General features: G+C 67.5%; 21 protein-coding genes. 15 read left to right on the forward strand and 6 right to left on the reverse strand.

The window, feature by feature from the left end; translation table 11 throughout:
• Window positions 1–68 precede the first annotated feature (68 nt).
• On the reverse strand, window positions 69–1,130 hold the full coding sequence (locus tag BST15_RS06970; RefSeq protein ID WP_046187712.1) for an iron-siderophore ABC transporter substrate-binding protein: 1,062 nt from the start codon (window positions 1,128–1,130) through the stop codon (window positions 69–71).
• A gap of 162 nt (window positions 1,131–1,292) precedes the next feature.
• Here BST15_RS06970 and ctaD point away from each other — a divergent pair, with 162 nt between their 5' ends.
• Both ctaD and serB read left to right on the forward strand, forming a co-directional pair.
• Window positions 1,293–3,017, forward strand: a complete 1,725-nt coding sequence (gene ctaD / locus BST15_RS06975) for an aa3-type cytochrome oxidase subunit I (RefSeq protein WP_046187791.1) — start codon at window positions 1,293–1,295, stop codon at window positions 3,015–3,017.
• A gap of 52 nt (window positions 3,018–3,069) precedes the next feature.
• Window positions 3,070–4,296, forward strand: a complete 1,227-nt coding sequence (gene serB, locus BST15_RS06980) for a phosphoserine phosphatase SerB (protein ID WP_046187713.1) — start codon at window positions 3,070–3,072, stop codon at window positions 4,294–4,296.
• An 11-nt stretch (window positions 4,297–4,307) separates the two neighbouring features.
• Here the strand turns inward: serB and BST15_RS06985 are convergent, their stop codons facing one another.
• On the reverse strand, window positions 4,308–5,702 hold the full coding sequence (locus BST15_RS06985; RefSeq protein ID WP_046187714.1) for a PE-PPE domain-containing protein: 1,395 nt from the start codon (window positions 5,700–5,702) through the stop codon (window positions 4,308–4,310).
• A 146-nt stretch (window positions 5,703–5,848) separates the two neighbouring features.
• On the opposite strand from BST15_RS06985, the gene BST15_RS06990 reads away from it, so the two are divergent.
• The 8 genes from BST15_RS06990 (at window position 5,849) to BST15_RS07025 (ending at window position 13,697) form a co-directional block, all read left to right on the forward strand.
• The gene (locus BST15_RS06990; protein WP_046187792.1) at window positions 5,849–6,721 is read left to right on the forward strand and encodes an ABC transporter ATP-binding protein; all 873 of its coding nucleotides are present in this window, start codon (window positions 5,849–5,851) and stop codon (window positions 6,719–6,721) included.
• Window positions 6,718–7,539, forward strand: coding sequence for an NUDIX hydrolase (locus BST15_RS06995; RefSeq protein ID WP_046187715.1), 822 nt, complete (start codon window positions 6,718–6,720; stop codon window positions 7,537–7,539). The genes BST15_RS06990 and BST15_RS06995 overlap by 4 nt, the downstream gene beginning before the upstream one ends.
• Complete coding sequence (locus tag BST15_RS07000; protein ID WP_083070878.1) at window positions 7,539–8,285, forward strand: enoyl-CoA hydratase; 747 nt, start codon at window positions 7,539–7,541, stop codon at window positions 8,283–8,285. The genes BST15_RS06995 and BST15_RS07000 overlap by 1 nt, the downstream gene beginning before the upstream one ends.
• Window positions 8,286–8,397: 112 nt before the next feature.
• Window positions 8,398–9,408: a histidine phosphatase family protein gene (locus BST15_RS07005; protein WP_046187717.1), complete on the forward strand. Its 1,011-nt coding sequence runs from the start codon at window positions 8,398–8,400 to the stop codon at window positions 9,406–9,408.
• 140 nt (window positions 9,409–9,548) lie between these two features.
• On the forward strand, window positions 9,549–10,667 hold the full coding sequence (locus BST15_RS07010; RefSeq protein ID WP_046187793.1) for a histidine phosphatase family protein: 1,119 nt from the start codon (window positions 9,549–9,551) through the stop codon (window positions 10,665–10,667).
• An 84-nt stretch (window positions 10,668–10,751) separates the two neighbouring features.
• Complete coding sequence (locus BST15_RS07015; RefSeq protein WP_046187718.1) at window positions 10,752–11,720, forward strand: class I SAM-dependent methyltransferase; 969 nt, start codon at window positions 10,752–10,754, stop codon at window positions 11,718–11,720.
• Entirely contained in the window at window positions 11,717–12,922 is a 1,206-nt protein-coding gene (locus tag BST15_RS07020; protein ID WP_157861714.1) for a THUMP-like domain-containing protein, read from the forward strand. Before BST15_RS07015 ends, BST15_RS07020 begins: the two co-directional genes overlap by 4 nt.
• 76 nt (window positions 12,923–12,998) lie before the next feature.
• Window positions 12,999–13,697, forward strand: coding sequence for an esterase (locus BST15_RS07025; RefSeq protein WP_046187720.1), 699 nt, complete (start codon window positions 12,999–13,001; stop codon window positions 13,695–13,697).
• 3 nt (window positions 13,698–13,700) lie between these two features.
• Here BST15_RS07025 and BST15_RS07030 read toward each other — a convergent pair whose 3' ends face one another.
• Window positions 13,701–14,999, reverse strand: coding sequence for an outer membrane protein assembly factor BamB (locus tag BST15_RS07030; protein WP_046686346.1), 1,299 nt, complete (start codon window positions 14,997–14,999; stop codon window positions 13,701–13,703).
• 91 nt (window positions 15,000–15,090) lie between these two features.
• Between BST15_RS07030 and BST15_RS07035 the strand changes: the two genes are divergently transcribed.
• The 3 genes from BST15_RS07035 to BST15_RS07045 are packed head-to-tail and all read left to right on the forward strand — an operon-like array spanning window position 15,091 to window position 17,379.
• On the forward strand, window positions 15,091–15,831 hold the full coding sequence (locus BST15_RS07035; RefSeq protein WP_046187722.1) for an acyltransferase: 741 nt from the start codon (window positions 15,091–15,093) through the stop codon (window positions 15,829–15,831).
• A 10-nt stretch (window positions 15,832–15,841) separates the two neighbouring features.
• The gene (locus BST15_RS07040; protein WP_046187723.1) at window positions 15,842–16,984 is read left to right on the forward strand and encodes an FAD-dependent oxidoreductase; all 1,143 of its coding nucleotides are present in this window, start codon (window positions 15,842–15,844) and stop codon (window positions 16,982–16,984) included.
• The gene (locus BST15_RS07045) at window positions 16,981–17,379 is read left to right on the forward strand and encodes a PPOX class F420-dependent oxidoreductase (RefSeq protein WP_046187724.1); all 399 of its coding nucleotides are present in this window, start codon (window positions 16,981–16,983) and stop codon (window positions 17,377–17,379) included. The genes BST15_RS07040 and BST15_RS07045 overlap by 4 nt, the downstream gene beginning before the upstream one ends.
• A 16-nt stretch (window positions 17,380–17,395) precedes the next feature.
• Here the strand turns inward: BST15_RS07045 and BST15_RS07050 are convergent, their stop codons facing one another.
• Together BST15_RS07050 and BST15_RS07055 are read right to left on the reverse strand one after the other, a co-directional pair.
• Window positions 17,396–18,232, reverse strand: a complete 837-nt coding sequence (locus BST15_RS07050; RefSeq protein WP_046187725.1) for a class I SAM-dependent methyltransferase — start codon at window positions 18,230–18,232, stop codon at window positions 17,396–17,398.
• Between the two features lie 35 nt (window positions 18,233–18,267).
• Window positions 18,268–19,248, reverse strand: coding sequence for an LLM class flavin-dependent oxidoreductase (locus tag BST15_RS07055; RefSeq protein WP_046187726.1), 981 nt, complete (start codon window positions 19,246–19,248; stop codon window positions 18,268–18,270).
• Between the two features lie 92 nt (window positions 19,249–19,340).
• Here BST15_RS07055 and BST15_RS07060 point away from each other — a divergent pair, with 92 nt between their 5' ends.
• Window positions 19,341–20,810 (forward strand): aldehyde dehydrogenase, encoded by a 1,470-nt coding sequence (locus tag BST15_RS07060; protein WP_046187727.1) that lies wholly within the window; start codon window positions 19,341–19,343, stop codon window positions 20,808–20,810.
• Window positions 20,810–21,757, forward strand: a complete 948-nt coding sequence (locus tag BST15_RS07065) for an alpha/beta hydrolase (RefSeq protein WP_046187728.1) — start codon at window positions 20,810–20,812, stop codon at window positions 21,755–21,757. Before BST15_RS07060 ends, BST15_RS07065 begins: the two co-directional genes overlap by 1 nt.
• Here the strand turns inward: BST15_RS07065 and BST15_RS07070 are convergent.
• On the reverse strand, window positions 21,720–22,379 hold the full coding sequence (locus BST15_RS07070) for a winged helix-turn-helix transcriptional regulator (protein WP_046187729.1): 660 nt from the start codon (window positions 22,377–22,379) through the stop codon (window positions 21,720–21,722). The genes BST15_RS07065 and BST15_RS07070 overlap by 38 nt on opposite strands.
• Window positions 22,380–22,428 lie beyond the last annotated feature (49 nt).

Consider the following 22,428-nt stretch of genomic DNA (forward strand, 5'->3'; position numbering starts at 1 on the left):
GTTCTTTGCCATGATGCGGTGACCCTGCTCACCGCGGCAGCCGCAGGAACTTCGCGGTACGTCGCCGGCTAGTTGATCGGAGCGTTCACCCAACGCAGGTCTTCGACCACTCCGCGCGCGGCGATCGGGCCCTGTCCGGCCTGCCAGACCTCGTTGTTGACGACGAAGACCCGGCTGTCGCGATTGGCCGCGAGCCGCCGCCAGGCGACACTGTCGAACACCGTCGCCGCGCGGGCCTTGGCTGCCGGTGAGGCGAAGGACACGTAAACGATGTCGCCGTCGGCCGCCGAGAAATCTGCGCGGCCGGCCAGATCGGACTCGCTGGCGCCGATCTCGATGTAGGGCTGGTCGGTGAATCGCTGCAGCGGCGGCCGGTCCACGCCGACGGACTTGAGCACGCTGGCGGCGAAGCTCGAAGCCCCGTACACCCGCAGGCTGCTGTCGGTGAGCTCCACCACCGACACCTGGAAGTGAGTCGCGTCGCTGACCTCACGGGTCTCGGCCGCGTCCGCGCTGAACTTCTCCAGCACGTGGTCGGCGGCCTCGGTGCGCGCGGTCGCCGCGCCGACACCGCGCACGTTGTCCTCCCAGGCCGCACCCGGTGCGCCGGTGAACACGGTGGGTGCGATCGAGGCCAGTTCCTCGTAGCCCGGCGTCAGGCCCTGGGCGCCCAGGATCAGATCCGGGTGCAACTCGGCGATGGCGCCGGTGTCGGGCGTGCTGCGCGAGCCCACCGCCGGAACACCGTGCAGCACGGCCCCCAGATACGAGGGCTGGCTCTGCCTGTCGTCGGGCAGCGCGGCGCCGACCACGCGAGACTGCAGTCCCAGGGCGCACAGCGTGTCGAGCTGGTCCCCGGAGAGCACCACGATGCGCTCGGGCTGCTCGGGGACCTCGACGCCGGAGGGCTGCACCTCGGCAGCGTTGTGGACCCAACGCATCGGGGGACCGGGATCTGGGTTCGCGGGCTCGGCCGCGCAAGCCTCGTCGGGCCGCCGGTCATTGCCGAGAACACCGGCCCCCGCGACCATCGTCGTGGTGGTGGACACCGAGGTGGGGGAGGTTTCTGGCTTTTCGCCCGCGCAGCCGGCGGCCGTGAGAAAGATCACGGCAAGTGTCGCCGTTGACATCGCTCGCCGGTCCACCCTGGTCACGCGGTGACGTTAACACCCGCGGCGGCAGGTCCCTCGAGAAGCCGAATACGACGGTTTGTAGGAGGCCTATACCGAGGGGACTGCGCGCGGGGTTAGGATTCGATCAAGTTTCCCGGGTTGCCCATGTTTGGAGGAATCTTGACCGCCGAAGCACCCCCGCGCGCAGAACTCGAGGCCAGTCGGCCCTTCCCTGCGCGGATGGGCCCCAAGGGCAGCCTCATCTACAAGGTGCTCACCACCACCGATCACAAGCTGCTCGGCATCATGTACGTCGTCGCGTGCATGGGCTTCTTCCTGATCGGTGGCCTGCTCGCGCTGCTGATGCGTACCGAGCTGGCGGTGCCGGGCCTGCAGTTCTTGTCCAACGAACAGTTCAACCAGCTGTTCACCATGCACGGCACGGTGATGCTGCTGTTCTACGCCACGCCCATCGTGTTCGGGTTCGCGAACCTGATCCTGCCGTTGCAGATCGGCGCCCCGGACGTGGCCTTCCCGCGCCTCAACGCGTTCTCGTTCTGGCTGTTCCTGTTCGGTGCGACCATCGCGCTGGCCGGCTTCATCACCCCCGGTGGTGCCGCCGACTTCGGCTGGACCGCGTACACCCCGCTCAGCGACGCGGTGCACTCGCCGGGCGCCGGCGGTGACCTGTGGATCGTGGGCCTGGCGGTCGGTGGTCTGGGGACCATCCTGGGTGCGGTGAACATGATCACCACCGTGGTCTGCATGCGTGCCCCCGGCATGACCATGTTCCGGCTGCCGATCTTCACCTGGAACATCCTGGTGACCTCGATCTTGGTCCTGATCGTCTTCCCGCTGCTGACCGCGGCGCTGTTCGGCCTCGCCGTCGACCGGCACCTGGGCGGGCACGTGTACGACTCCGCCAACGGCGGTGTGCTGCTGTGGCAGCACCTGTTCTGGTTCTTCGGGCACCCCGAGGTGTACATCATCGCGCTGCCGTTCTTCGGCATCGTCAGCGAAGTGTTCCCGGTCTTCTCGCGCAAGCCGATCTTCGGCTACGTCACGCTGGTGTACGCAACGCTGGCCATCGCTGGGTTGTCGGTCGCCGTGTGGGCCCACCACATGTTCGCCACCGGCGCGGTGCTGTTGCCGTTCTTCTCCCTGATGACGCTGATGATCGCCATCCCGACCGGCCTGAAGTTCTTCAACTGGATCGGCACCATGTGGCGAGGGCAGCTGACCTTCGAGACCCCGATGCTGTTTGCCATCGGCTTCATCGTCACCTTCATGGCCGGTGGTCTGACCGGTGTCATGCTGGCCAGCCCGCCGCTGGACTTCCATGTCAGCGACAGCTACTTCCTGATCGCGCACTTCCACTACGTGCTGTTCGGCACCATCGTGTTCGCGACGTTCTCCGGGATCTACTTCTGGTTCCCGAAGATGACCGGGCGGCTGCTCGATGAGCGGCTGGGCAAGCTGCACTTCTGGTTGACCTTCATCGGGTTCCACACCACGTTCTTGATCCAGCACTGGCTGGGCAACATGGGCATGCCGCGGCGCTACGCCGACTACCTGCCCACCGACGGCTTCACCGCCTTCAACATCGTCTCCACCGTCGGGGCCTTCATCCTCGGGTCGTCGATGATCGTCTTCACGTGGAACGTCTTCAAGAGTTGGCGTTACGGCGAGGTCGTCACGGTCGACGACCCGTGGGGCTACGGCAACTCCCTGGAGTGGGCGACCAGCTGCCCGCCGCCTCGGCACAACTTCACCGAGCTGCCCCGGATCCGTTCGGAGCGTCCGGCGTTCGAGCTGCACTACCCGCACATGGTTGATCGGCTGCGCGCCGAGGCTCACGTCGGCCGTCACGCCGGCGAAGAGCTGCAAGAATCCGCGCACGCTTGATGAGCCCGGTGGTGCAGAGGCGGCGCCCGGCCGTTCCGGGCGCCCGCCGCGGGTGAGCGCACCCAAGGTGCCAGTGCTGATCACCGTCACCGGTGTCGATCAGCCTGGCGTGACATCCACGCTGTTCGAGGTCCTGTCGCGACACCAGGTCGAGTTACTCAACGTCGAACAGGTCGTGGTGCGGGGCCGCCTGACCCTCGGTGTGCTGGTAGCGGTATCGCCGGAGGTCGCCGACGGAAAAGTGCTTGCCGACGAGGTCTCCGAGGCGATTCATGGCGTCGGCCTGGACGTCACGATCGAACGCAGCGACGACGCACCGATCATCGCCGCGCCGTCCACCCATCGGATCGTCGTGCTGGGCCGGCCGGTGGCGGCCACCGCGCTGGGGGCACTGGCGCACGAGATCGCGGAGATCGACGCCAACATCGACATGATCCGGGGCGTGTCCGACTATCCGGTCACGGGCCTGGAACTACGGATCTCAGTGCCGGACGGCGCAGCGGGCCGGTTGCAGTCCGCGCTGAGCAGGGTCGCCGCGCAGCAGCAGGTGGACGTGGCATTTCAGGATGCCAGCCTGTCGCGCCGGACCAAGCGTCTGATTGTTTTCGACGTCGATTCCACGCTGATTCAGGGCGAAGTCATTGAGATGCTGGCCGAGCGGGCCGGCGCCGGGGACGCGGTCGCGGCGATCACCGAGGCCGCCATGCGCGGCGAACTCGACTTCGCCGAGTCGCTGCACCACCGGGTGGCTACCCTGGCCGGCCTGCCCGCCAGTGTGGTCGACGAGGTGGCCGAGCAGATCGAGCTGACTGCCGGTGCGCGCACCACGGTTCGGACCCTTCGCCGGCTGGGCTTCAAATGTGGCGTGGTGTCCGGCGGCTTCCGGCAGGTGATCGAGCCGCTGGCGGCCGAGCTGCAGCTGGACTTCGTGGCGGCCAACGAGCTGGAGATCGTCGACGGCAGACTCACCGGCCGTGTGACCGGCCCGGTGGTGGACCGGGCCGGGAAGGCTGAGTCGTTGCGGGAGTTCGCCGCTGCGGCCGGCGTGCCCCTGGAACAGACGGTGGCTGTCGGGGACGGCGCCAACGACATCGACATGCTGTCCGCTGCCGGGCTGGGCGTGGCGTTCAATGCCAAGCCGGCGCTGCGCGAGGTTGCCGATGCGTCGCTGAGCTATCCGTACCTGGACACCGTGCTGTTCCTGCTCGGCGTCACGCGCGCAGAGATCGAGGCGGCCGACGCACACGACGGCCTGCTGCGCCGTGTCGAGATTCCCTAGCGGCTCGCGGTTCAGAGCAGGGCGCCGAGCAGCACCAACGGCAGCAGGCCGATGTCGGCGGCAAGCGGGACGCCGATCGCGTCCAACAGGTTGCCGTCGGCCAATTCGGCCGTGAATATGTCGTAGTTGTACTGAGGCAGGTTGAACAACACGGCGCTGAGCATGTCCAACGGCGGGTAGCCCGTGTGCGGAGGGAATGTCCCGAAGAGGTCATCCCATGTGGTGGGCACCGTGACCCCGGCGGAGGTCTCACCGCCGTCCAGCACACCGCCCAGACTCATCAGCTGCTCGGCCCACTCCGGCACCGTGTAGGCGTAGTTCGATGGATCCATCAGGGTGTCGAGGGAATCTGTGATGCCCTTGTGCACGGCCTCCACGAGTGCTTCTGGAACCTGTTGCAGGACAGCGAGCTCCGGCAGGAATCCGACTCCCGTGGGTACGTCGGCGAATCCGGGGCTCCAGCCGTGCTCGATGCTGCCGTATCCCAGATTCACCAGCACACGCAGCGCCGGCTCCAGCAGATCCACCAACGGATTTCCGATGTACGGCAGCAGCTGCAGGGGAGCCAGCAGAGGCAGTGTGGTGGCCGGGATCATGTAGTAGTCGGTGAGCAGGTCGGGGCTCGAGGTCGGCAGGAGCACCGCGTTGGCAATGTCGTCGGGACTCAGCCCCAGGTAGGTCGTGTGGGCGAAGATGATGCCCATCACGGCATTGAGGGTGGACAAGAAGTTGATCGGATACTGCGGAAAGTTGGCGAAGCCGTCGTACTCGTTGGTGTAGACGGTGGTGGGGTACAGGTCGGCGGGCGCTGCCCCGCTGAACGTCAATCCGACGCTGGGGAATTCGGGGTAGCTGCCTGTAGGCACGTCGAAGCGGGAGAGCATTCCGCCATTGGGGAGGCTCTCGTCGCCGATCAGTACGAAATGTAGGTAATCGCTGGGCACGCCCTGATCGGCGAGTCGCTGCATGATCAGCGATGAGAGCACCGCGCTCTGCGACCAGCCGAACACGACGACGGGATTGTCGGCGTCGACCTGGCCACCGGCGATCTGGTCGAGGATCGCGGCCTCAAGGATCTGGGTGCCCTGCTCCACGGAGCTGTCGAACGTCCCGGTGAAGGCGCCCAGGAAGGGGTAGAGCGTTTCGGGGGTGGTCAGAATCTGGGTGGCGCCGGTGAAACCGAGCGGTGCCAGGTAGAGCTCATTGACCAGGTCCGCGTAGCCGGGTCCCGGTGTTGGCATGCCGCTGCCACCCATGATCAGAGCAGTTCCGCCGCCGAGCGGCGAGTCGGCGCCGGTGAGCTGAATCGGCTGGACGGCATGGGCCGCGGCGTCGGCAGGAGTAGGGCCGGCGAGAAGGCCGGTGCCGACAACGCCGATCGCGAGCGCACTGAACATCCGGGACATCAGATCTCCCTGAGGTAAGGCAAAAAAGACAATGTGGGGCAGCCGTGCCAGACGTTACAACAGCGCAATTGTGAATGTGCTGGGAGAAGTTCAGCGCCAAGAACTTCCCGACTACCAGCACCCCGGTCGGTGGCCAAGGAGCCGCGATGCGGCACGATAGGGCCGTGCCCGACACCGGACGTTTCGCACCCGCAACCGGGGCCGATCAGGATCTGCTGATCCACTTTGAGGGCATATCGCTGTGCCGTGACGGGCGCACTCTGGTGGGGCCGCTGGACTGGTCGGTCGAACTCGACGAGCGCTGGGTCATCATCGGGCCGAACGGCGCGGGCAAGACGTCCTTGCTGCGGATCGCCGCCGCGACCGAGCACCCGTCCTCGGGTGTGGCCTACGTGTTGGGTGAACAGCTCGGCCGGGTCGATACCACCGAGCTGCGGGCCCGGGTCGGCTTGAGTTCGTCGTCTCTGGCGCAGCGGATACCCGGCGGGGAGACGGTCAGTGACCTGGTGATCTCAGCCGGCTACGCCGTGTTGGGGCGTTGGCGCGAACGCTACGACGCCGTCGACCATGAGCGCGCAGTCGACCTGCTGGAGAGCCTGGGCGCCGAACACCTGGCCGATCGCACCTACGGCACGTTGAGCGAAGGCGAGCGCAAGCGAGTGCTGATCGCTCGCGCGCTGATGACCGATCCCGAGCTGCTGCTGCTCGACGAACCGGCGGCAGGGCTGGACCTGGGTGGGCGCGAAGAACTCGTGGCACGCCTGGGTGATCTGGCCGCCGACCCCGACGCACCCGCGATCGTGCTGGTGACCCACCACGTCGAGGAGATACCGATCGGTTTCAGTCACTGCCTGCTGCTGGCCGAGGGCCGTGCCGTGGCCGCCGGGCTGCTCGAGGATGTGCTCACCGCCGAGAATCTCTCGGCCACGTTCGGTCAATCAATCTCGGTGGACGTCATCGATGGCCGCTATTTCGCGCGCCGGACCCGTAGTCGAGCCGCTCACCGGAGGCGCGTATGAACGACCCCCAGCAACCTCCACTGCCGGCTCGGCCCGCCGCGACCGTCATGTTGGTGCGCGCCGATGCGGCTGCCCCGGGACACGGCGGCCTCGACGTGTTCCTGATGCGCCGCCATGCCGCGATGGAGTTCGCCGCGGGAGTCATGGTGTTTCCCGGCGGCGGCGTGGACGACCGCGATCGCAGCACCGACATCGCCTGGCACGGGCCGGACCCGGCTTGGTGGGCGCAGCGTTTCGGCGTCGATGTCGATCTGGCCGCCGCGTTGGTCTGCGCCGCGGCGCGGGAGACGTTCGAGGAATCCGGGGTGCTGTTCGCCGGTCCCGCCGATGCCTCCGACCGGGTCGTCTCCGATGCCTCGGTGTATGCCGATTCCCGACGTGCGCTGGCCGCCGGGGAGCTGTCATTCGCCGACTTCCTGCGCGGCGAGAATCTGATGCTGCATGCCGAACTGCTGCGGCCCTGGGCGAACTGGGTGACCCCAGAGGCCGAGCGCACCCGCCGCTATGACACGTACTTCTTTGTCGGCGCACTGCCGGTCGGGCAGCGCGCGGACGGCGAGAACACCGAGTCCGATCACGCCGCTTGGTTGACTCCCGAGGCCGCGATCGAGGATTTCGCGGCGGGCAGAAGCTTCCTGTTGCCGCCGACCTGGACGCAGCTTGATTCGCTGGTCGGCCGCAGCGTGGAGGCGGTGATGGCGGTGGAACGCCAGATCGTGGTGGTGCAGCCGAACCTGGCTCGCCGCGGTGACAACTGGGAGATCGAGTTCTTCAACTCCGAGCGTTACAACGCCGCTCGTGGGAAGCGTTGGCCCTGATGAGTGAATTCGTTTCGGTGCACGGCGATCCCGAGGAACCCCGGATCGCCACGCTGCTGATCTCTCGGCCGCCGACCAATGCGATGACCCGGCAGGTCTACCGGGAGATCGCCGCGGCAGCGGCCGAGGTGTCGGCCCGCGACGACGTCGCCGCAGTGGTGCTGTACGGCGGTCACGAGATCTTCTGCGCTGGCGACGACGTCCCTGAACTGCGGACCCTGATCGCGGCCGAGGCGCAGGTATTCGCCCGGGTGCGGCACGAGGCCGTTGCCGCTGTCGCGGCAATCGGAAAGCCGACGGTGGCAGCTCTCACCGGCTATGCGCTGGGCAGTGGTCTGGCGCTGGCGCTGGCGGCGGACTGGCGGGTCAGTGGCGACAACGTCAAGTTCGGGGCCACCGAGATTCTGGCCGGCCTCGCTCCCGACGGCAGTGGCCTGGCGCGCCTGGCCCAGACCGTCGGCGCCAGCCGGGCCAAAGAACTGGCCTACAGTGGCCGGTTCTTCGATGCCGAAGAGGCGCTGGCCCTGGGCCTGGTCGACGACATGGTGGCCCCCGACGGGGTCTACGACGCCGCCGTCGGCTGGGCGCGCCGTTTTGTCGACACGTCGGCGTCGGCGCTGGCCGCGGTCAAGACCTCCATCGATTCCCTCGGGACGGTTCCGCCGGCCGAGCGGGCGGTCGCCGACCAACGGCGTTACGGCCAACTGTTCGGCACCGGAATGGAATCCTCCGCGCGCGGGCAGTAGCCGCCACGCCCACCAGGCTTGGCGCAGTATCGGTTTCCTTTCACGTTTTTATCAGCTAACGTCCAGTCATCAGCGGCGAAGGCCGCCACGATGTCGGCGTTAGGAACACACCATGCAGTCAGTTGCCATCCGTCCCTTGACCACCGCCGCCGTCGCGCTGATGGGCGCCGGTGCCATAGCGGCCACTCCGGTTGTGGTGCCGCAGGCCGCGGCGGTCTCGGTAGGCATCCTGCTGGCCGCCCAGGACATCACGATCGACATGATTCGCCACGGCCAGTCAGTGGACAACTTCGAGGGGATCCTGGGCACCATCCCGCCGGGCGCCGCGCTCACCGAACTCGGGCAGGAGCAGGCCGAGGCCGTGGCGCCCCTGATCGATGCCGCGTTCCCGGGCGGGCTCGCCGGCATCTACGCCTCGGAGTTCATCCGGGCGCAGGACACCGCGCTGCCGCTGGCTGAGCTGTTGGGCATGGACGTCAACATCCTTTCCGGGCTCAACGAGATCAATGCCGGATGGTTCGAGGGCCAGGAACTCAACCTGATCACCCAGATCGCCTACGCCTTGCCCACTTTCATGTGGGCACTGGGCCACTACTGGGTGCCCATGCTGGGCTCGTCGATCGACCCGAACGGCGTGGCGTTCAACGACCGCGTCACCGATGCGATCGACGCCATCTACAACAACACCGTCGCCGACCCGGAGAACCCGCTCGCCGATGCGGTGTTCGCGCACGCCGGAACGATCTCGATCTGGACCTTGATGAACGTCCAGAACCCCGACTTCGGGTTGGTCCTGAGCCAACTGCTCGACACCCACAACCCGCTGGACAACACCGGCCAGGTCGTCATCGAGGGCAACCCCACCGACGGCTGGACACTGGTCAGCTGGGGCGGCCAGGAAGTCTCGGCGACCCCGGACCTGTTGACCGGGCTGTTCGTCGACTGGCGGGACTTGAACGTGGCGCCGCAGATCGCGACGTGGCACATCCTGGAGGCGCTGCAGGGTGGCGACCAGGCGGAGATCGCCGCCGCGCTGGAGACCGGATTCAACGACGTGTTCGCGGCCTTCGCGGCGTTCCCGCAGGCCGTCTTCGACACCATCACCGGCGCGCTGCTCGGCTAGCGTGCCGGCGGGGCCGCCTGGCGAATCTCAGCGGTCCCGCGGATTAAGCATTGACATAGGAAAAACAACGGTTTACTTTCAGCTAAGTATTGCGCTACGCGTCGGAGCGTAACGGAACCTACTCGCTGAAGGGGAACGCCATGCACTACACCCGCCCGTGGATCACCGCCGGATTGACTCTCGTCGGCGCCAGTGCCGTCGCCGTCTCCCCGGTCACCGTGGTCCTACCCGAGGTACATGGGCCGGCGGCCCGCGCCTTCGAGATCCAGCTGACCGCAGCGGACATCGTGCTGGATCTCATCCGGCACGGGGAATCGACGGAGAACGTCACCAGCTACCTCGGGACGACACCGCCGGGTGCCCCGCTCACCGAGATCGGCGAGCAGCAGGCGATCACCGTCGGTGAGCAGCTGTACAACGGTGGCGACAACGACATCAGCGCGGTGTACGCATCGGAGTTCCTGCGAGCGCAGCAGACGGCGTGGCCGCTGGTTCAGTTGCTGGCGGGCAACAGTGACTACAACGAGATTCCGGGTGGCCCCACCCCGCTGCTGGACCCGAGCCAGATCCTGTCCGGGCTCGGTGAGATCAACGCCGGGTGGCTCGAAGGGCAGAGCGGCACGATCCCGGGCCTGCTCTACCTCCTGCCCACCATCGCGTGGATGACCGGGTCGTACTGGGTGCCCATGCTGGGTTCGAGCGTCAACCCCAACGGCATGGCGTTCCAGGACAACTACAGCGGCGCCATCCAGACCATCTACGACAACAGCCAGGCGAACCCCGACAGCGCCGGACCCGACGTCGCGTTCTCGCACGGCGCGGCGATCATGGCGTGGACGATGATGAACGTCAAGAACCCCGATTGGGGCTTGTTCCTGGAGACGCTGGCCGGCGACCGCGGGCTGCCCAACACGGGCCAGGTCGTGGTCGAGGGCAACCCGACCGACGGCTGGACGCTGGTCAGCTGGAACGGCACCGAGGTCGCAGAAGATCCGGGGCTGCTCACCGGGCTGTTCGTCGACTTCCGTGACCTGATCACCGTGCCGCAGATGGCGAGCTGGCACGTCTGGGAGGCCATCTTGGGCGGTGACCCCGCCGACATCCTCGCCGCGCTGCAGACCGGCTTCAGCGACGTGTTCGCGGCACTCGTGGAGTTCCCGCAGGCGGTGTTCGACACCATCGTCGGGTCCCTGGGCGACGTCGGCAGCGCCGACGCCACAGAGGTGCTGGGCGACTTGTTGACCGCCCTGGCGATCTGAGTTGGCAGGTGGAAGCCGGGCGTGGCATCTGCACCGCTGCGCCCGGCTTCACCGTGCCGATACCACCTATTAGGCTGACCTACCATGACCAGTACGGACCCCACGCCGAACCCGCACGCCACCGCAGAACAGGTGGAGGCCGCGCGGCACGACAGCAAGCTTGCCCAGGTGCTCTACCACGACTGGGAGGCCGAGCAGTACGACGAGAAGTGGTCGATCTCCTACGACGAGCGCTGTATCGACTACGCCCGGGGCCGCTTTGATGTCATCGTGCCTGCCGCCGACCGCGACAACCTGCCCTATGACCGGGCGCTGGAACTGGGCTGCGGAACCGGGTTCTTCCTGCTCAATCTGATGCAGTCCGGAGTCGCGCGCCGGGGCTCGGTCACCGACCTGTCACCCGGGATGGTCAAAGTCGCCACCCGTAACGGTCAGGCCCTGGGCTTGGAGGTCGACGGCCGGGTCGCCGACGCCGAAGGCATCCCGTACGAGGACAACACCTTCGACCTTGTGGTCGGGCACGCGGTGCTACACCACATTCCCGACGTCGAACTGTCGCTGCGTGAGGTGGTCCGGGTGCTCAAGCCCGGCGGCCGGTTCATCTTCGCCGGTGAGCCCACCACCGTGGGCAACTTCTATGCGCGCCGGCTGGCCGACCTGACCTGGAAGACCACGGTGGCCGCGATGAAGCTGCCCGGTATGGGCTCGTGGCGTCGGCCGCAGGAGGAGCTCGACGAGAACTCGCGGGCAGCGGCCCTGGAATGGATCGTCGACCTGCACACCTTCGAGCCCGGTGACCTGGAGCGGATGGCCACCAACGCCGGGGCGGTCGAGGTGCGCACCGCGAGCGAAGAATTCACCGCCGCCATGCTGGGCTGGCCGGTGCGCACCTTCGAGTCCACCGTGCCGCCGGGCAAGCTGGGCTGGAAGTGGGCGAGATTCGCCTTCCGCAGCTGGACAACGCTGAGCTGGGTTGACGCCAACATCCTGAGCCGCGTCGTGCCCAAGGGCTGGTTCTACAACGTGATGATCACCGGGGTGAAGCCCTCCTGACCGGTGGCTTCCGCTTCACCCTGGGCGACGTCGGCTACCTGAGTTCGGCGACCGGCACCGCGGCCCTGGCCGAGGTCGCCGACTTCGCGCTCACCGACGTCACCCGAATCGCCGACATCGCCGCACTGCGCGTCCGATTCGGCGACCGGACACCCGCATTGGTCGAGACCGTCTTGCTGCGGCGCCGTGCCGGCGCCAAGCTCGCCGAGCTTCCCGGCACGGCATCGTGGCTGTTCACCGACGAAGCGCTGCAGCAGGCCAGTGCCGCAGCGGTGGCACGCCACCGGGCCCGCCGGATCGTGCGCGTGGCAGCGGGCTCCGCCGTACACGACGTGACCTGCTCGATCGGCACCGAACTGGCCACGTTGGTCGAGCTGGAGGCCCGGGTGCTGGGCAGCGACCTGGATCCGGTGCGGCTGGCGATGGCGCGCCGCAATGTGGGTGGTGCGGGTGTCGTCCGCGCCGATGCGCTGGCACCAGTGAGCCGTGGCACCGTGGTGCTGGCCGATCCGGGCCGGCGTGGTGGGGGACGGCGGCGCTTCGATCCGGCCGACTACCAGCCCGCACTGGACGGCTTGCTGGACACCTACCGGGACCGCGAACTCGTGGTCAAGGCAGCTCCCGGCATAGATTTCGACAAGGTCGGGCAACTCGGATTTCACGGCGAGATCGAAGTCACCTCCTGGCGCGCGTCGGTACGGGAGGCCTGCCTGTGGTCGCCCGGAATGACCGAACCCGGCGTACGCCGTCGGGCGACGATCTTGGACCGCGACGAGCAGATCACCGACGCCGATCCGCCCGACTGCGACGTCCGCCCGGCAGGGCGCTGGATCATCGATCCGGACGGCGCCGTGGTGCGGGCCGGACTGGTCCGCCACTACGGCGCCCGGCACGGACTCTGGCAGCTCGACCCCGACATCGCCTACCTCTCCGGCGACCACCTGCCCGAGGGAGTGCGCGGATTCGAGGTGCTCGAGACCTTGGCCTACAGCGAGAAGCGTCTTCGCCAGGTGCTGATCGCCCGTGACTGCGGCGCGCTGGAGATCCTGGTTCGGGGTGTGCGCGACGTGCAGGCCGATCCCGACGCGCTGCGCCGCCGGCTGCGCCTACGCGGGGCGGCGGCGCTGTCAGTCGTGATCACCCGGATCGGGACGGGAGCCGCGGCCCGGGCGGTTGCATTCATCTGCCGCCCCTCGCGCTGACCGGCCCGGTAGGCTGTCGTCTCGGGGCCATTCCTGCTTGCCACGGCAAGTCGAGACAAAGCGAGACACACCGACAATGCGCATTCTGGTTGCCGCTCTCGTGGCGGGTGGTGCACTGAGCAGCTGGCTGGGCACGGCGGGCATACCGTCGGCTACTGCGATTTCGCCCTGTGCCGAGCTGGGCGGCACGCTGGACTCCGGCCAGTGTCACGTCCACTCGTCGAACGCCAGCTACACCCTGGACATGCGGTTTCCCGTGGACTATCCGGATCAGGCGAGCCTGACCGAGTACCTGGTGCAGAACCGCGACGGGTTTTTGACCGTGGCCAAATCGCCCGGAACACGGGATATGCCCTACGAAATGGACGCCACATCTGAGCAGCACCGTTCGGGGCAGGCGCCCAAAGGCACTCAGAGCGTCGTGCTCAAGATCTTCCAGGATCTGGGTGGCCCGCAGCCGTCCACCTGGTACCAGTCCTTCAACTACGATCTGGCGACGCGCAAGCCCATCACCTTCGAGACTCTGTTCGCGCCCAACAGCAAGGCGCTGGAGGTCATTTTCCCGGTCGTGCAGCGCGATCTCGAACGCCAGACCGGAGTGCCGGCGATCCTGATCTCCCCGGGCTCGGGGCTGGACCCGGCGCACTATCAGAACTTCGCGATCACCAACGACGAGGTGATCTTCTACTTCGCGCCCGGCGAACTGTTGCCGATGAGCGCCGGCGCCACCTCGGTGAAGGTGCCGCGCACGGCGATCCCGCCGCTGGCTCTGTGAAATCTAGACCGGGGCGAAGCTGAACACCTGGCCGGCACTGGTGGCGACTGCCACCCGCCGGTCGTGGCCCACCGACACCCCGACCGGGAACCCGCGCGCCTCGGGCAGGGGGTAGCTGTTGAACGTGTGCCCGTCGGCCGGGTCGAACACCAGCAGCGACAAACCCGCAGGGCCCAGGCTGGTGCCCGCGACCACCGTATAGCCCGCCTTCCCGGCGAGGCTCGATGACGACAGCGGCGCCGCATCCTCGCGGCGCCACACCTGCTCGGCGTAGTCACCGCGATCGGCGAAGGCGACCAGTTCGGTGTCGGGGCCGCCGCCGGAGACGATCAATCCGCCGGGCGTCACCGCGGGGGGCGTCTGTGCCAAGAACTTCAGCGGCACGGACCACTTCGCCTTGCCGTCGGCGCTGTTGATCGCCCACAGACGTTGGTCGCGTCCGTTGACGTAGACCGTCGCGCCGTCGGCGGACAGTACGGGGCTGGCCAGCACTCCCGCCGCTACGGCGTCGCTGTTCCACACCTGGGTGAGCAATGGGGAACCGCCAGGGTGGTAGCGCAGACCCACCAGCTCCGACTCCTTGGCGCCGGGCCGCCACAGGCTCACCACCACCATGTCGCTCTCCGCGGAGAATGCCGGAGCGGCCGCGACGGGGCAGTCTGGTCCAGCCGCGGCGCAGTCGGACAGTCCACGCCGGAAATCTGTCGGATCAATTCCGTCGACCAGATCCAACGGGGTGCCCACCACGGTGCCGCGATGTGCGTCGAACACCAGTACCTGACCCAGGTGTGTCACGACCAGCACCAGACCATCCCCGAGGATCCGCGGTGTCGAGGGCATTCCGATCACCGGGGCCCGCCAGCGGATCCATTGGGTGGGCGGAAACGACAGCATGGCGCCGGGCTGCCCCACATACACGTTGTCGAAGCCGTCGATCAGCGGGCCGAAGAACCCGCCGCCCTGATGCAGTCGGGTGCACCAGCGCTGCCGACCGCGGTCGGCGTTCTCCCACTGCATCAACGAACAACCGTCTTCGGTCTGCGCGTTGAGCATCATCCAGCCGTGGACGCCCAGGGCAGGCTGCGCTCCCAACTCGCCCTTGACCGAACGGATCCAGTCCAACTGCAGATCGGTGGCCCCGGCGGTGTCGGTGTGGCTGCTGTTGGCGGCGTCGGCGTATTGCGCGGGCCAGCCCGGCGCGGGCGCGGCATCCACCCACGAATCGGTGTTGGCGCAGCCGCCAAGCAACCCCGCCAGTGTCACCGTTGCGATTCCGGCCAGGACACCACGTCGCCGCAACACAGTGGCACTCCCCAATCCTCGGCCGGGCGTGTGAACGAGTCCAGGTGAGGGTAGCGCGTGGCACGAACGCGCTCGCGTAGGCTTTCCGGCCATGACGACGATGTGGGGTGCTCCGATCCACAAACGCTGGCGGGGCTCGCGGCTGCGGGACCCGCGCCAGGCCAGATTCCTCACGCTGGCCTCGCTGCGCTGGGTGCTGGCCAATCGGGCCTACACACCGTGGTACCTGGTGCGCTACTGGCGCCTGCTGAAATTCAAACTGGCCAACCCGCACATCGTGACCCGCGGCATGGTCTTCCTGGGCAAGGGTGTGGAGATCCAGGCGACACCGGAGATGTCGTACATGGAGATCGGCCGCTGGGTGCACATCGGCGACAAGAACACCATTCGTGCTCACGAAGGTTCGCTGCGGTTCGGCGACAAGGTGGTGCTGGGACGCGACAACGTCATCAACACCTACCTCGACATCGAACTGGGCGATTCGGTGCTGATGGCCGACTGGTGCTACGTCTGCGACTTCGACCACAAGATGGACGACATCACCGTGCCCATCAAGGACCAGGGCATCATCAAAAGCCCGGTGCGGATCGGCCCGGACACCTGGATCGCGGCGAAAGTCACCGTCCTGCGAGACACCAGCGTCGGCCGCGGCTGCGTCCTGGGCGCGCACGCGGTGGTCAAGGGCGTCATTCCCGACTACTCGATCGCGGTGGGGGCACCGGCCAAGGTCGTCAAGAACCGCAAGCTGGCCTGGGAGACCTCGGCCGCCGAGCGGGCCGAGCTGGCCGCCGCCCTGGCCGATATCGAACGGAAGAAGGCCGCCCAGGGCTGAGGTCGTGCCGATGACCCGACGACGGGTGGTGATAGCCGGACTGGGCGACAGCGGGATTCTCACCGCGATCCGGCTGGCCAAGCATGCCGATGTCGTCGGAATTTCGGTGAAGCCGGCCCTGGTCAGTGGGCAAGAGCTGGGCCTGCGGCTGTCCCGCCCGCGCCAGTGGGCGCGCGACTACTGGCTGCCGTTTGACCGGCTGCCTCGCCTGGATGCGGTGCGCACCGTGCACGGCGCAGTGTCCGGCGTCGATCTCGACGACAAAGTGCTGACCGTCGCCGCGGCCGATGGTTCCACCCGCGCCGAACCCTACGACGTGCTGATCATCGCCACCGGGGTCAGCAATGGATTCTGGCGCCGACCCACGGTGCAGTCCGCCGGCGACATCGCCGAGGAGCTGACCGCGGCTCATCATCGGCTGGCCGGCGCGCGTTCGGTGGCCGTGGTGGGCGGCGGCGCCGCGGCGATCAGCAGCGCCGCCAACATCGCCCGCACCTGGCCGGGCACCCGGGTGGACCTGTATTACCCAGGGCAACGACCCCTGCGTGAACACCACCCGCGGGTCTGGAACACCCTCGAGCGCAGGCTGACCGGCGCCGGAGTGGTGCTGCACGCCGGACACCGCGCCGTGGTGCCCGCAGATTTCGAGTGCGACCACATCTCCGATCAACCGGTGCACTGGAGCACCGGGCAGGAACCGGCGTCGGCTGACGCCGTGTTGTGGGCGATCGGAAAAGTGCGGCCGAACACCGGGTGGCTGCCCGCCGAGCTGCTCGACGACGACGGTTTCGTCCGGGTCCTGCCCGACCTGCGGGTCCCGGGGCAACGGGGCGTGTTCGCCATCGGCGACGTTGCGGCGACCGATCCGCTGCGCAGCTCGGCCCGCAACCGCGCCGACGGTCTGCTGGCTCGCAACGTCCGCGCCACCTTCGCCGGCCGCCCGCTCCGTGAGTACCAGCCGGCCACGGGGCGCTGGGGATCGGTGCTCGGGGCTCAGCCCGAGGGCCTGGAGGTGTTCGCGCCGTCGGGACGGGCATTCCGGTTCCCGGCCTGGTCGATCGACCGGGTGCTCTATCCCTGGATCGTCCGGCGGGGCATCTACCGAGGCGTACGGCCCAACGATCCGCTCGATGCTGCAACAATCGACTCATGACGACACCGGCCTTCTCCGATGTGTACCGGGAAAAATATCTGCTGCTGACGACGTTCACCAAGGACGGCAAGCCTAAGCCGACTGCCGTGTGGGGTGTGCCCGTCGATGGGCGGCTGCTGGTCATCACCGACGACGGGTCGTGGAAGACCAAGCGGATCAAGAACACCCCGCGCGTCACCATTCAAAAGTGCGGAGTCTTGGGCAAACCCAAAGGTGAGCCGGTGGAGGCGGTTGCGCGGGTGCTGCCCAAGAGCGAGACCCGCCGGGTCTATGACGCCGTGGTCAAGCGATTCTGGTGGCACGCCTGGTGGTTTGTCCCGCATTCGCTCGTGCGCGGCGGAATCGACAAGGTGCATGTCGGCCTGGAGATCACGGCCCCACCTGCGAGTACCTGATCCCGGTCCGGGCGGCTCAGCCGAATTCCAGGAGCGTGTAGGCGCCCCGCAGGTTCTGGGTGGGACCCCAGCGCCAGATAGCTGGAAAGAGGGTCCCGAAGAACAGGCCACGCCCCTTGGGCATGGGCACGTCGTGCACGGCGGTGATGCCGGGCACCGTCTGCGGCAGCTTGGCAAGCCTGCGCTTGGACAGGCTGAACGGCATCGGCGGGACCCGATAGTGCTTGGAGGCCCGCATGCCGCGCGGAGCCAGTCTCTTGACCAGGGTGGGCGGGAGGTCGAAGAACATCTGCCCGCCGGGGAATCGTGCGGCGCAGGCTGCGATGAGATCTAGGGCTTGGTGTGGTTCCAGGTACATCAGCAGGCCCTCGGCGGTGATGAAGACACCGGCGCGCGCGTCGATCCGATCCATCCAGCTGTAGTCCAACGCCGACTGTGCGACGTTGGTGATGCGCGGTGAGGAGGGCAGCAACTTCTCACGAAGCCGCATCACGGGCTCCAAATCGACTGACACCCAGGTGAAATCCGCATTGGGCAGTGCACTGTTGAGGCGCCAGAAGCTGGTTTGGAAGCCTTCGGCAAGGGCGACGACCGTCGCGCCTTTGTGCCGGTCAAGATAGGCCTTTGCGCAGCTGTCTACGGCCAGCGACCGCAACGCCATCTCTTGGCCACGGCGACCGAACTTGTCGAAGTCGAACGCGATGGACTCGACGAGTCGAATCGCCTCCGGATCATCGAGGATGGCATCGGGCAGCGCCGCCTGGTGTGCCCGCCCGTAGAGCGTCATCAGAGCGGTCTCCGACACTCCGTTGAGCGCGCGGGCGTCGATCTTGGCTTGGCCGGGACCGTCCATCGCTCCGATGGTATCGGAGCGCGGCGCCGCCGCAGCTACGGATTCACTGCGGGCAGCACCTGTTCGACCAGCAGGCGCAGGCTTTCCCAGCCCTGGTCCAGCGGCAATCCGCCGATCAACGGGTGCAGGGTCACCCCGGTGCGTCCGGCGCGGCACTGTGCGATGAGCTCATCGGGGGTGAGCACCTCGACTTTCGCGGACATGCGCAGGTCATCGACCGTCGCGGCCGGACTCTCGTTGGGGCGCGGTACCTGGGGAACTGCCCAGGAGCTGTACTCGGCCGCCTCATGCAGGAAGTGGTCACCGCAGCGCTCCCACGCAGCCTCTGGGTCGGTGGTCAGGTGTGTCACGGTGTTGCCATTCTCGGGGCTGAAAACAAATCCCTGTTTGCCGCTGCGGGACAGCTCATTTCGGTATACCGCTTCGATCTCGGGCATCGGCATCGGGGGCGAGAAGGGCAGTCCGAAGCGGGCGGCTCGGCGGGCGGCCGCGGCAGTCATGCCCCCGATGAACAACATCGGATGCGGCTTGGTGCGGGGCTTGGGCGTCACATCGATCAACCGTCCGTGGTGTTCGAAGGGTTCGTCGCGCCAGGATTTGAACAGCACCTCGAGGCATTCGTCCATCAACCGGCCTCGACGCCGGAAGTCCTTACCGACGGCGTGGTACTCGGTTTCGCGGTAGCCGATACCCGCCACATAGCTGACCCGCCCCGCGGACAGGTGATCGAGTACCGCGATGTCCTCGGCCAGGCGCACCGGGTCATACAGCGGAACCAGCAAGGCGTTGATGCTGATGCGGATGGTGGTGGTGCATCCCGCAACCGCGGCGGCCATCAGGAGCGGTGCGGGCAGCCAGCCGGTGGCTGCCAGGTGATGTTCTTCGCAGCCCACGGCGGTGACGCCGTGGGCATCGGCGTAGGAAGCCATCTCCAGCGCCGCCCGATATCGCTCGGCATCGCCGGGGGCGCCGGGCACGCTGGTCATGTTCAGGCGCAGGGCGCTCAACAGTGGCATGGGATCGGCCTGTCACCTCCTGCGCGTCACCGTAGCGCACGAAGTGATCAATCGATTGATTATGTCGGCGCCCCGCCGCTAGCCTAAGGGCTGTGACCGGCGCGCCGACCCCACTGTTGATCGGCGGTGCGCTGGTCGGCGGCGGTGGGGGAGTCTTTCCCACAATCAATCCGGCCACCGAAGAGCCCATCGGTGTGGCCGCCGACGGTGATACCGCAGACCTCGACCGTGCTGTGGGTGCCGCCCGAACGGCATTCGACTCCTCGGACTGGTGCCGTGACACCGCGCTGCGGGTGCACTGCCTTGACCAGCTGCGCGACGCGCTCAACGCCGAGATCGAGACGCTTCGGGAGATCACCATCGCCGAGGTCGGCGCGCCGCGTGCGCTGACCCACCGCGGCCAGCTGCAAACCCCCGTGGACGACTTGAGATTTCCCGCGGCCACCGCCAAGAGCTACCCCTGGCAGGTGGATCTGGGCATCGCGGCGCCGATGGGTGTGCCCACCCTGCGCACCCTGGTGCGTGAACCCTACGGCGTGGTCGGGGCCATCACGCCGTGGAACTTTCCCCACCAGGTCACCTTCGCCAAGATCGGCCCGGCGTTGGCGGCGGGCAACACTGTCGTGCTCAAACCGGCGCCCGATACACCCTGGTGCGCAGCCGAAGTCGGCCGGATCATTGCCGAGAAGACCGATTTTCCACCGGGGGTGATCAATATCGTCACCGCATCCGATCACCGCATCGGCGCGCAGCTCACGCAAGACCCGCGAGTGGACGCGGTCTCCTTCACCGGTTCGACGGCCACCGGCCGCTCGGTGATGGCTGCGGCCGCCCAGACCATCAAGAAGGTCTTCCTCGAACTCGGCGGCAAATCAGCGTTCGTGGTCCTCGATGATGCCGACCTGGCCGCCGCATGCGCCGCGGCCGCGTCGACGGTGGCGATGCACGCCGGGCAGGGCTGTGCGCTGACGACTCGGCTGGTGGTGCCGCGCGAAAGTTATAGCGATGCACTGGACATGGTGTCTGCGGCCATGTCGCGGATCGCCGTGGGCGACCCCAACGATCCGAAGACACTCTGCGGCCCGCTGATCTCGGCGAAGCAACGCGCCCGGGTGCAGTCCTACCTCGATCTGGCGATAGCCGAGGGTGGGACGTTTCACTGTGGGGGTGGCCGACCGGCCGGCCTGGACCGGGGCTTCTTCATCGAGCCGACGGTGATCGCCGGGCTGACCAATGAGGCCAGGGTGGCCCGAGAAGAGATCTTCGGCCCGGTGCTGGTGGTGCTGGCCCACGACGGTGACGCCGACGCGTTGCGCATCGCCAATGACTCGCCGTATGGGCTGTCCGCCACCGTGTTCGGCTCGGGCGAGCGCGCCGCGCGGGTGGCCGCAGGGTTGCGGGTGGGAACCGTCAATGTCAACGGCGGCACCTGGTACTGCGCCGACGTGCCGTTTGGCGGATACAAGCAGTCCGGGGTGGGCCGGGAGATGGGGCTGGCCGGCTTCGAGGAGTACCTCGAGACCAAGGTGGTGGCCACTGCGGCCCCCGGGGCGCAGCGTTGATGGCCGGCCCACCCGATCCGCAGGTGCTGGCGGCGTTGCTGGCGATGCGCGACGCTACCGACACCGCCCCGGCGCCGCAGGTAGGCGACGTCGCAACCCGCCGACGCAATGCCGGGCAGCTGTTCACTCGGGTTCTGGCGACGAGGCCACCGATCACCGGGATTGAGACCCAAGAGTTTTCGCTGACTTACGGCGGCGGAACGCTGGGGTTGCGCTGGTATCGGCGATCCGGCGCGGACGCGCGCGGCAGCGCGGCACTGTATCTGCACGGCGGCGGAATGATCATGGACTGGGGGCATCTGGGTCCGCTCTATGATGCCGCGGTACGCGGCTACGTTGCGGCCTCCGGGGTGCCCATGCTGGTGGTGGATTATCGGGTCGCCCCGGAGTTCGGGCACCCCACCCCGCTGGAGGACTGCTATGCGGCACTGCGCTGGATGGTCGACCACGCCGATGAGCTGGGCGTCGATGCGTCGCGGCTGGCGGTGATGGGCGACAGCGCCGGCGGGGGACTTGCCGCAGGCGTGGGGTTGCTGGCCCGCGACCGGGGCGGACCGGCGATCGCGGCGCAGGTGCTGATCTACCCCATGCTCGACGACCGCACCCGCACGGCCGGCGACGCGGGGGCCACGCTGCTCACCTGGAGCTATGACGACAATGTCACCGGTTGGTCGGCGCTGCTGGGCGACGATTGCGCCGACCGCTACGCCGCGCCGGCCCGAGCGGACGACCTGGTTGGATTGCCGCCGACCTACCTCGATGTCGGCGGACTGGACATCTTCGCGTCCGAGGATGTCGCTTTCGCTCAGCGGCTCATCGCCGCGGGCGTCCCCGTGGAGCTGCACGTGTTCCCGGGTTGTCCGCATGCGTTCGACCTGCTGGCACCCAATGCCGAGGTGTCACAGCGGGTTATCGCGCACCGAGCGAGATTCCTGGCAGCGTTGTAGGCGCCTCGAAGACGGCGCGCAATGCTGATTCGTCGCCCTCGGTCTCGACCAGCGCGCTGACGTCGCCCAGTGCTAGGGCGCCCGCGGCGAGCCCAAGGATGAGGGGAGCCTCGGCGGTGAGGACCGCATCGAGGGCGCACCCGTCCGGTGCGCGGACATCGATTCCGTCCGGGGTGGCGTGCAGCTGAACCATGGTGCCGTCCACGGCCACTCCGATCACCACCGACCGCCCCTGGGTGCCGCGGCCGGCGAACAGGGCAGGTAGTGCCAGCCGCAGCCATTCGCCGCGGAACTCGTCGCCCTGGGGTCCCCGGATCATCAGCGGGGTCGACCAGCGGACCAGCGCGTAGATGGGCTCGCGCAACTGCTGACCCCAGTCCGTCAGGGCGTAGCAGGAGGCTCTACCGCCCTCGGACAACTGCCGCTGCACCACCCCGGCGGATTCGAGATCGCGGAGCCGGTCGGTCAGCAGGTTGGTCGCGATCCCGGACAACCCGTCGCGCAGCTCTTGGAAGCGCGCAGGCCCCATCAGGAGCTGGCGGACGATCAACAAATTCCACCGGTCACCCACCACATCCAGGGCCCGGGCAAGTCCGCAGTACTGACCGTAGTCTCGACTCATCACCGTCTACTTGCTAATTTAAAGTGCACTTGACTATATCAAGCGATGA

This window comes from Mycolicibacter arupensis (assembly GCF_002086515.1).
In the GTDB taxonomy this organism is placed as follows: Bacteria; Actinomycetota; Actinomycetes; order Mycobacteriales; family Mycobacteriaceae; genus Mycobacterium; species Mycobacterium arupense.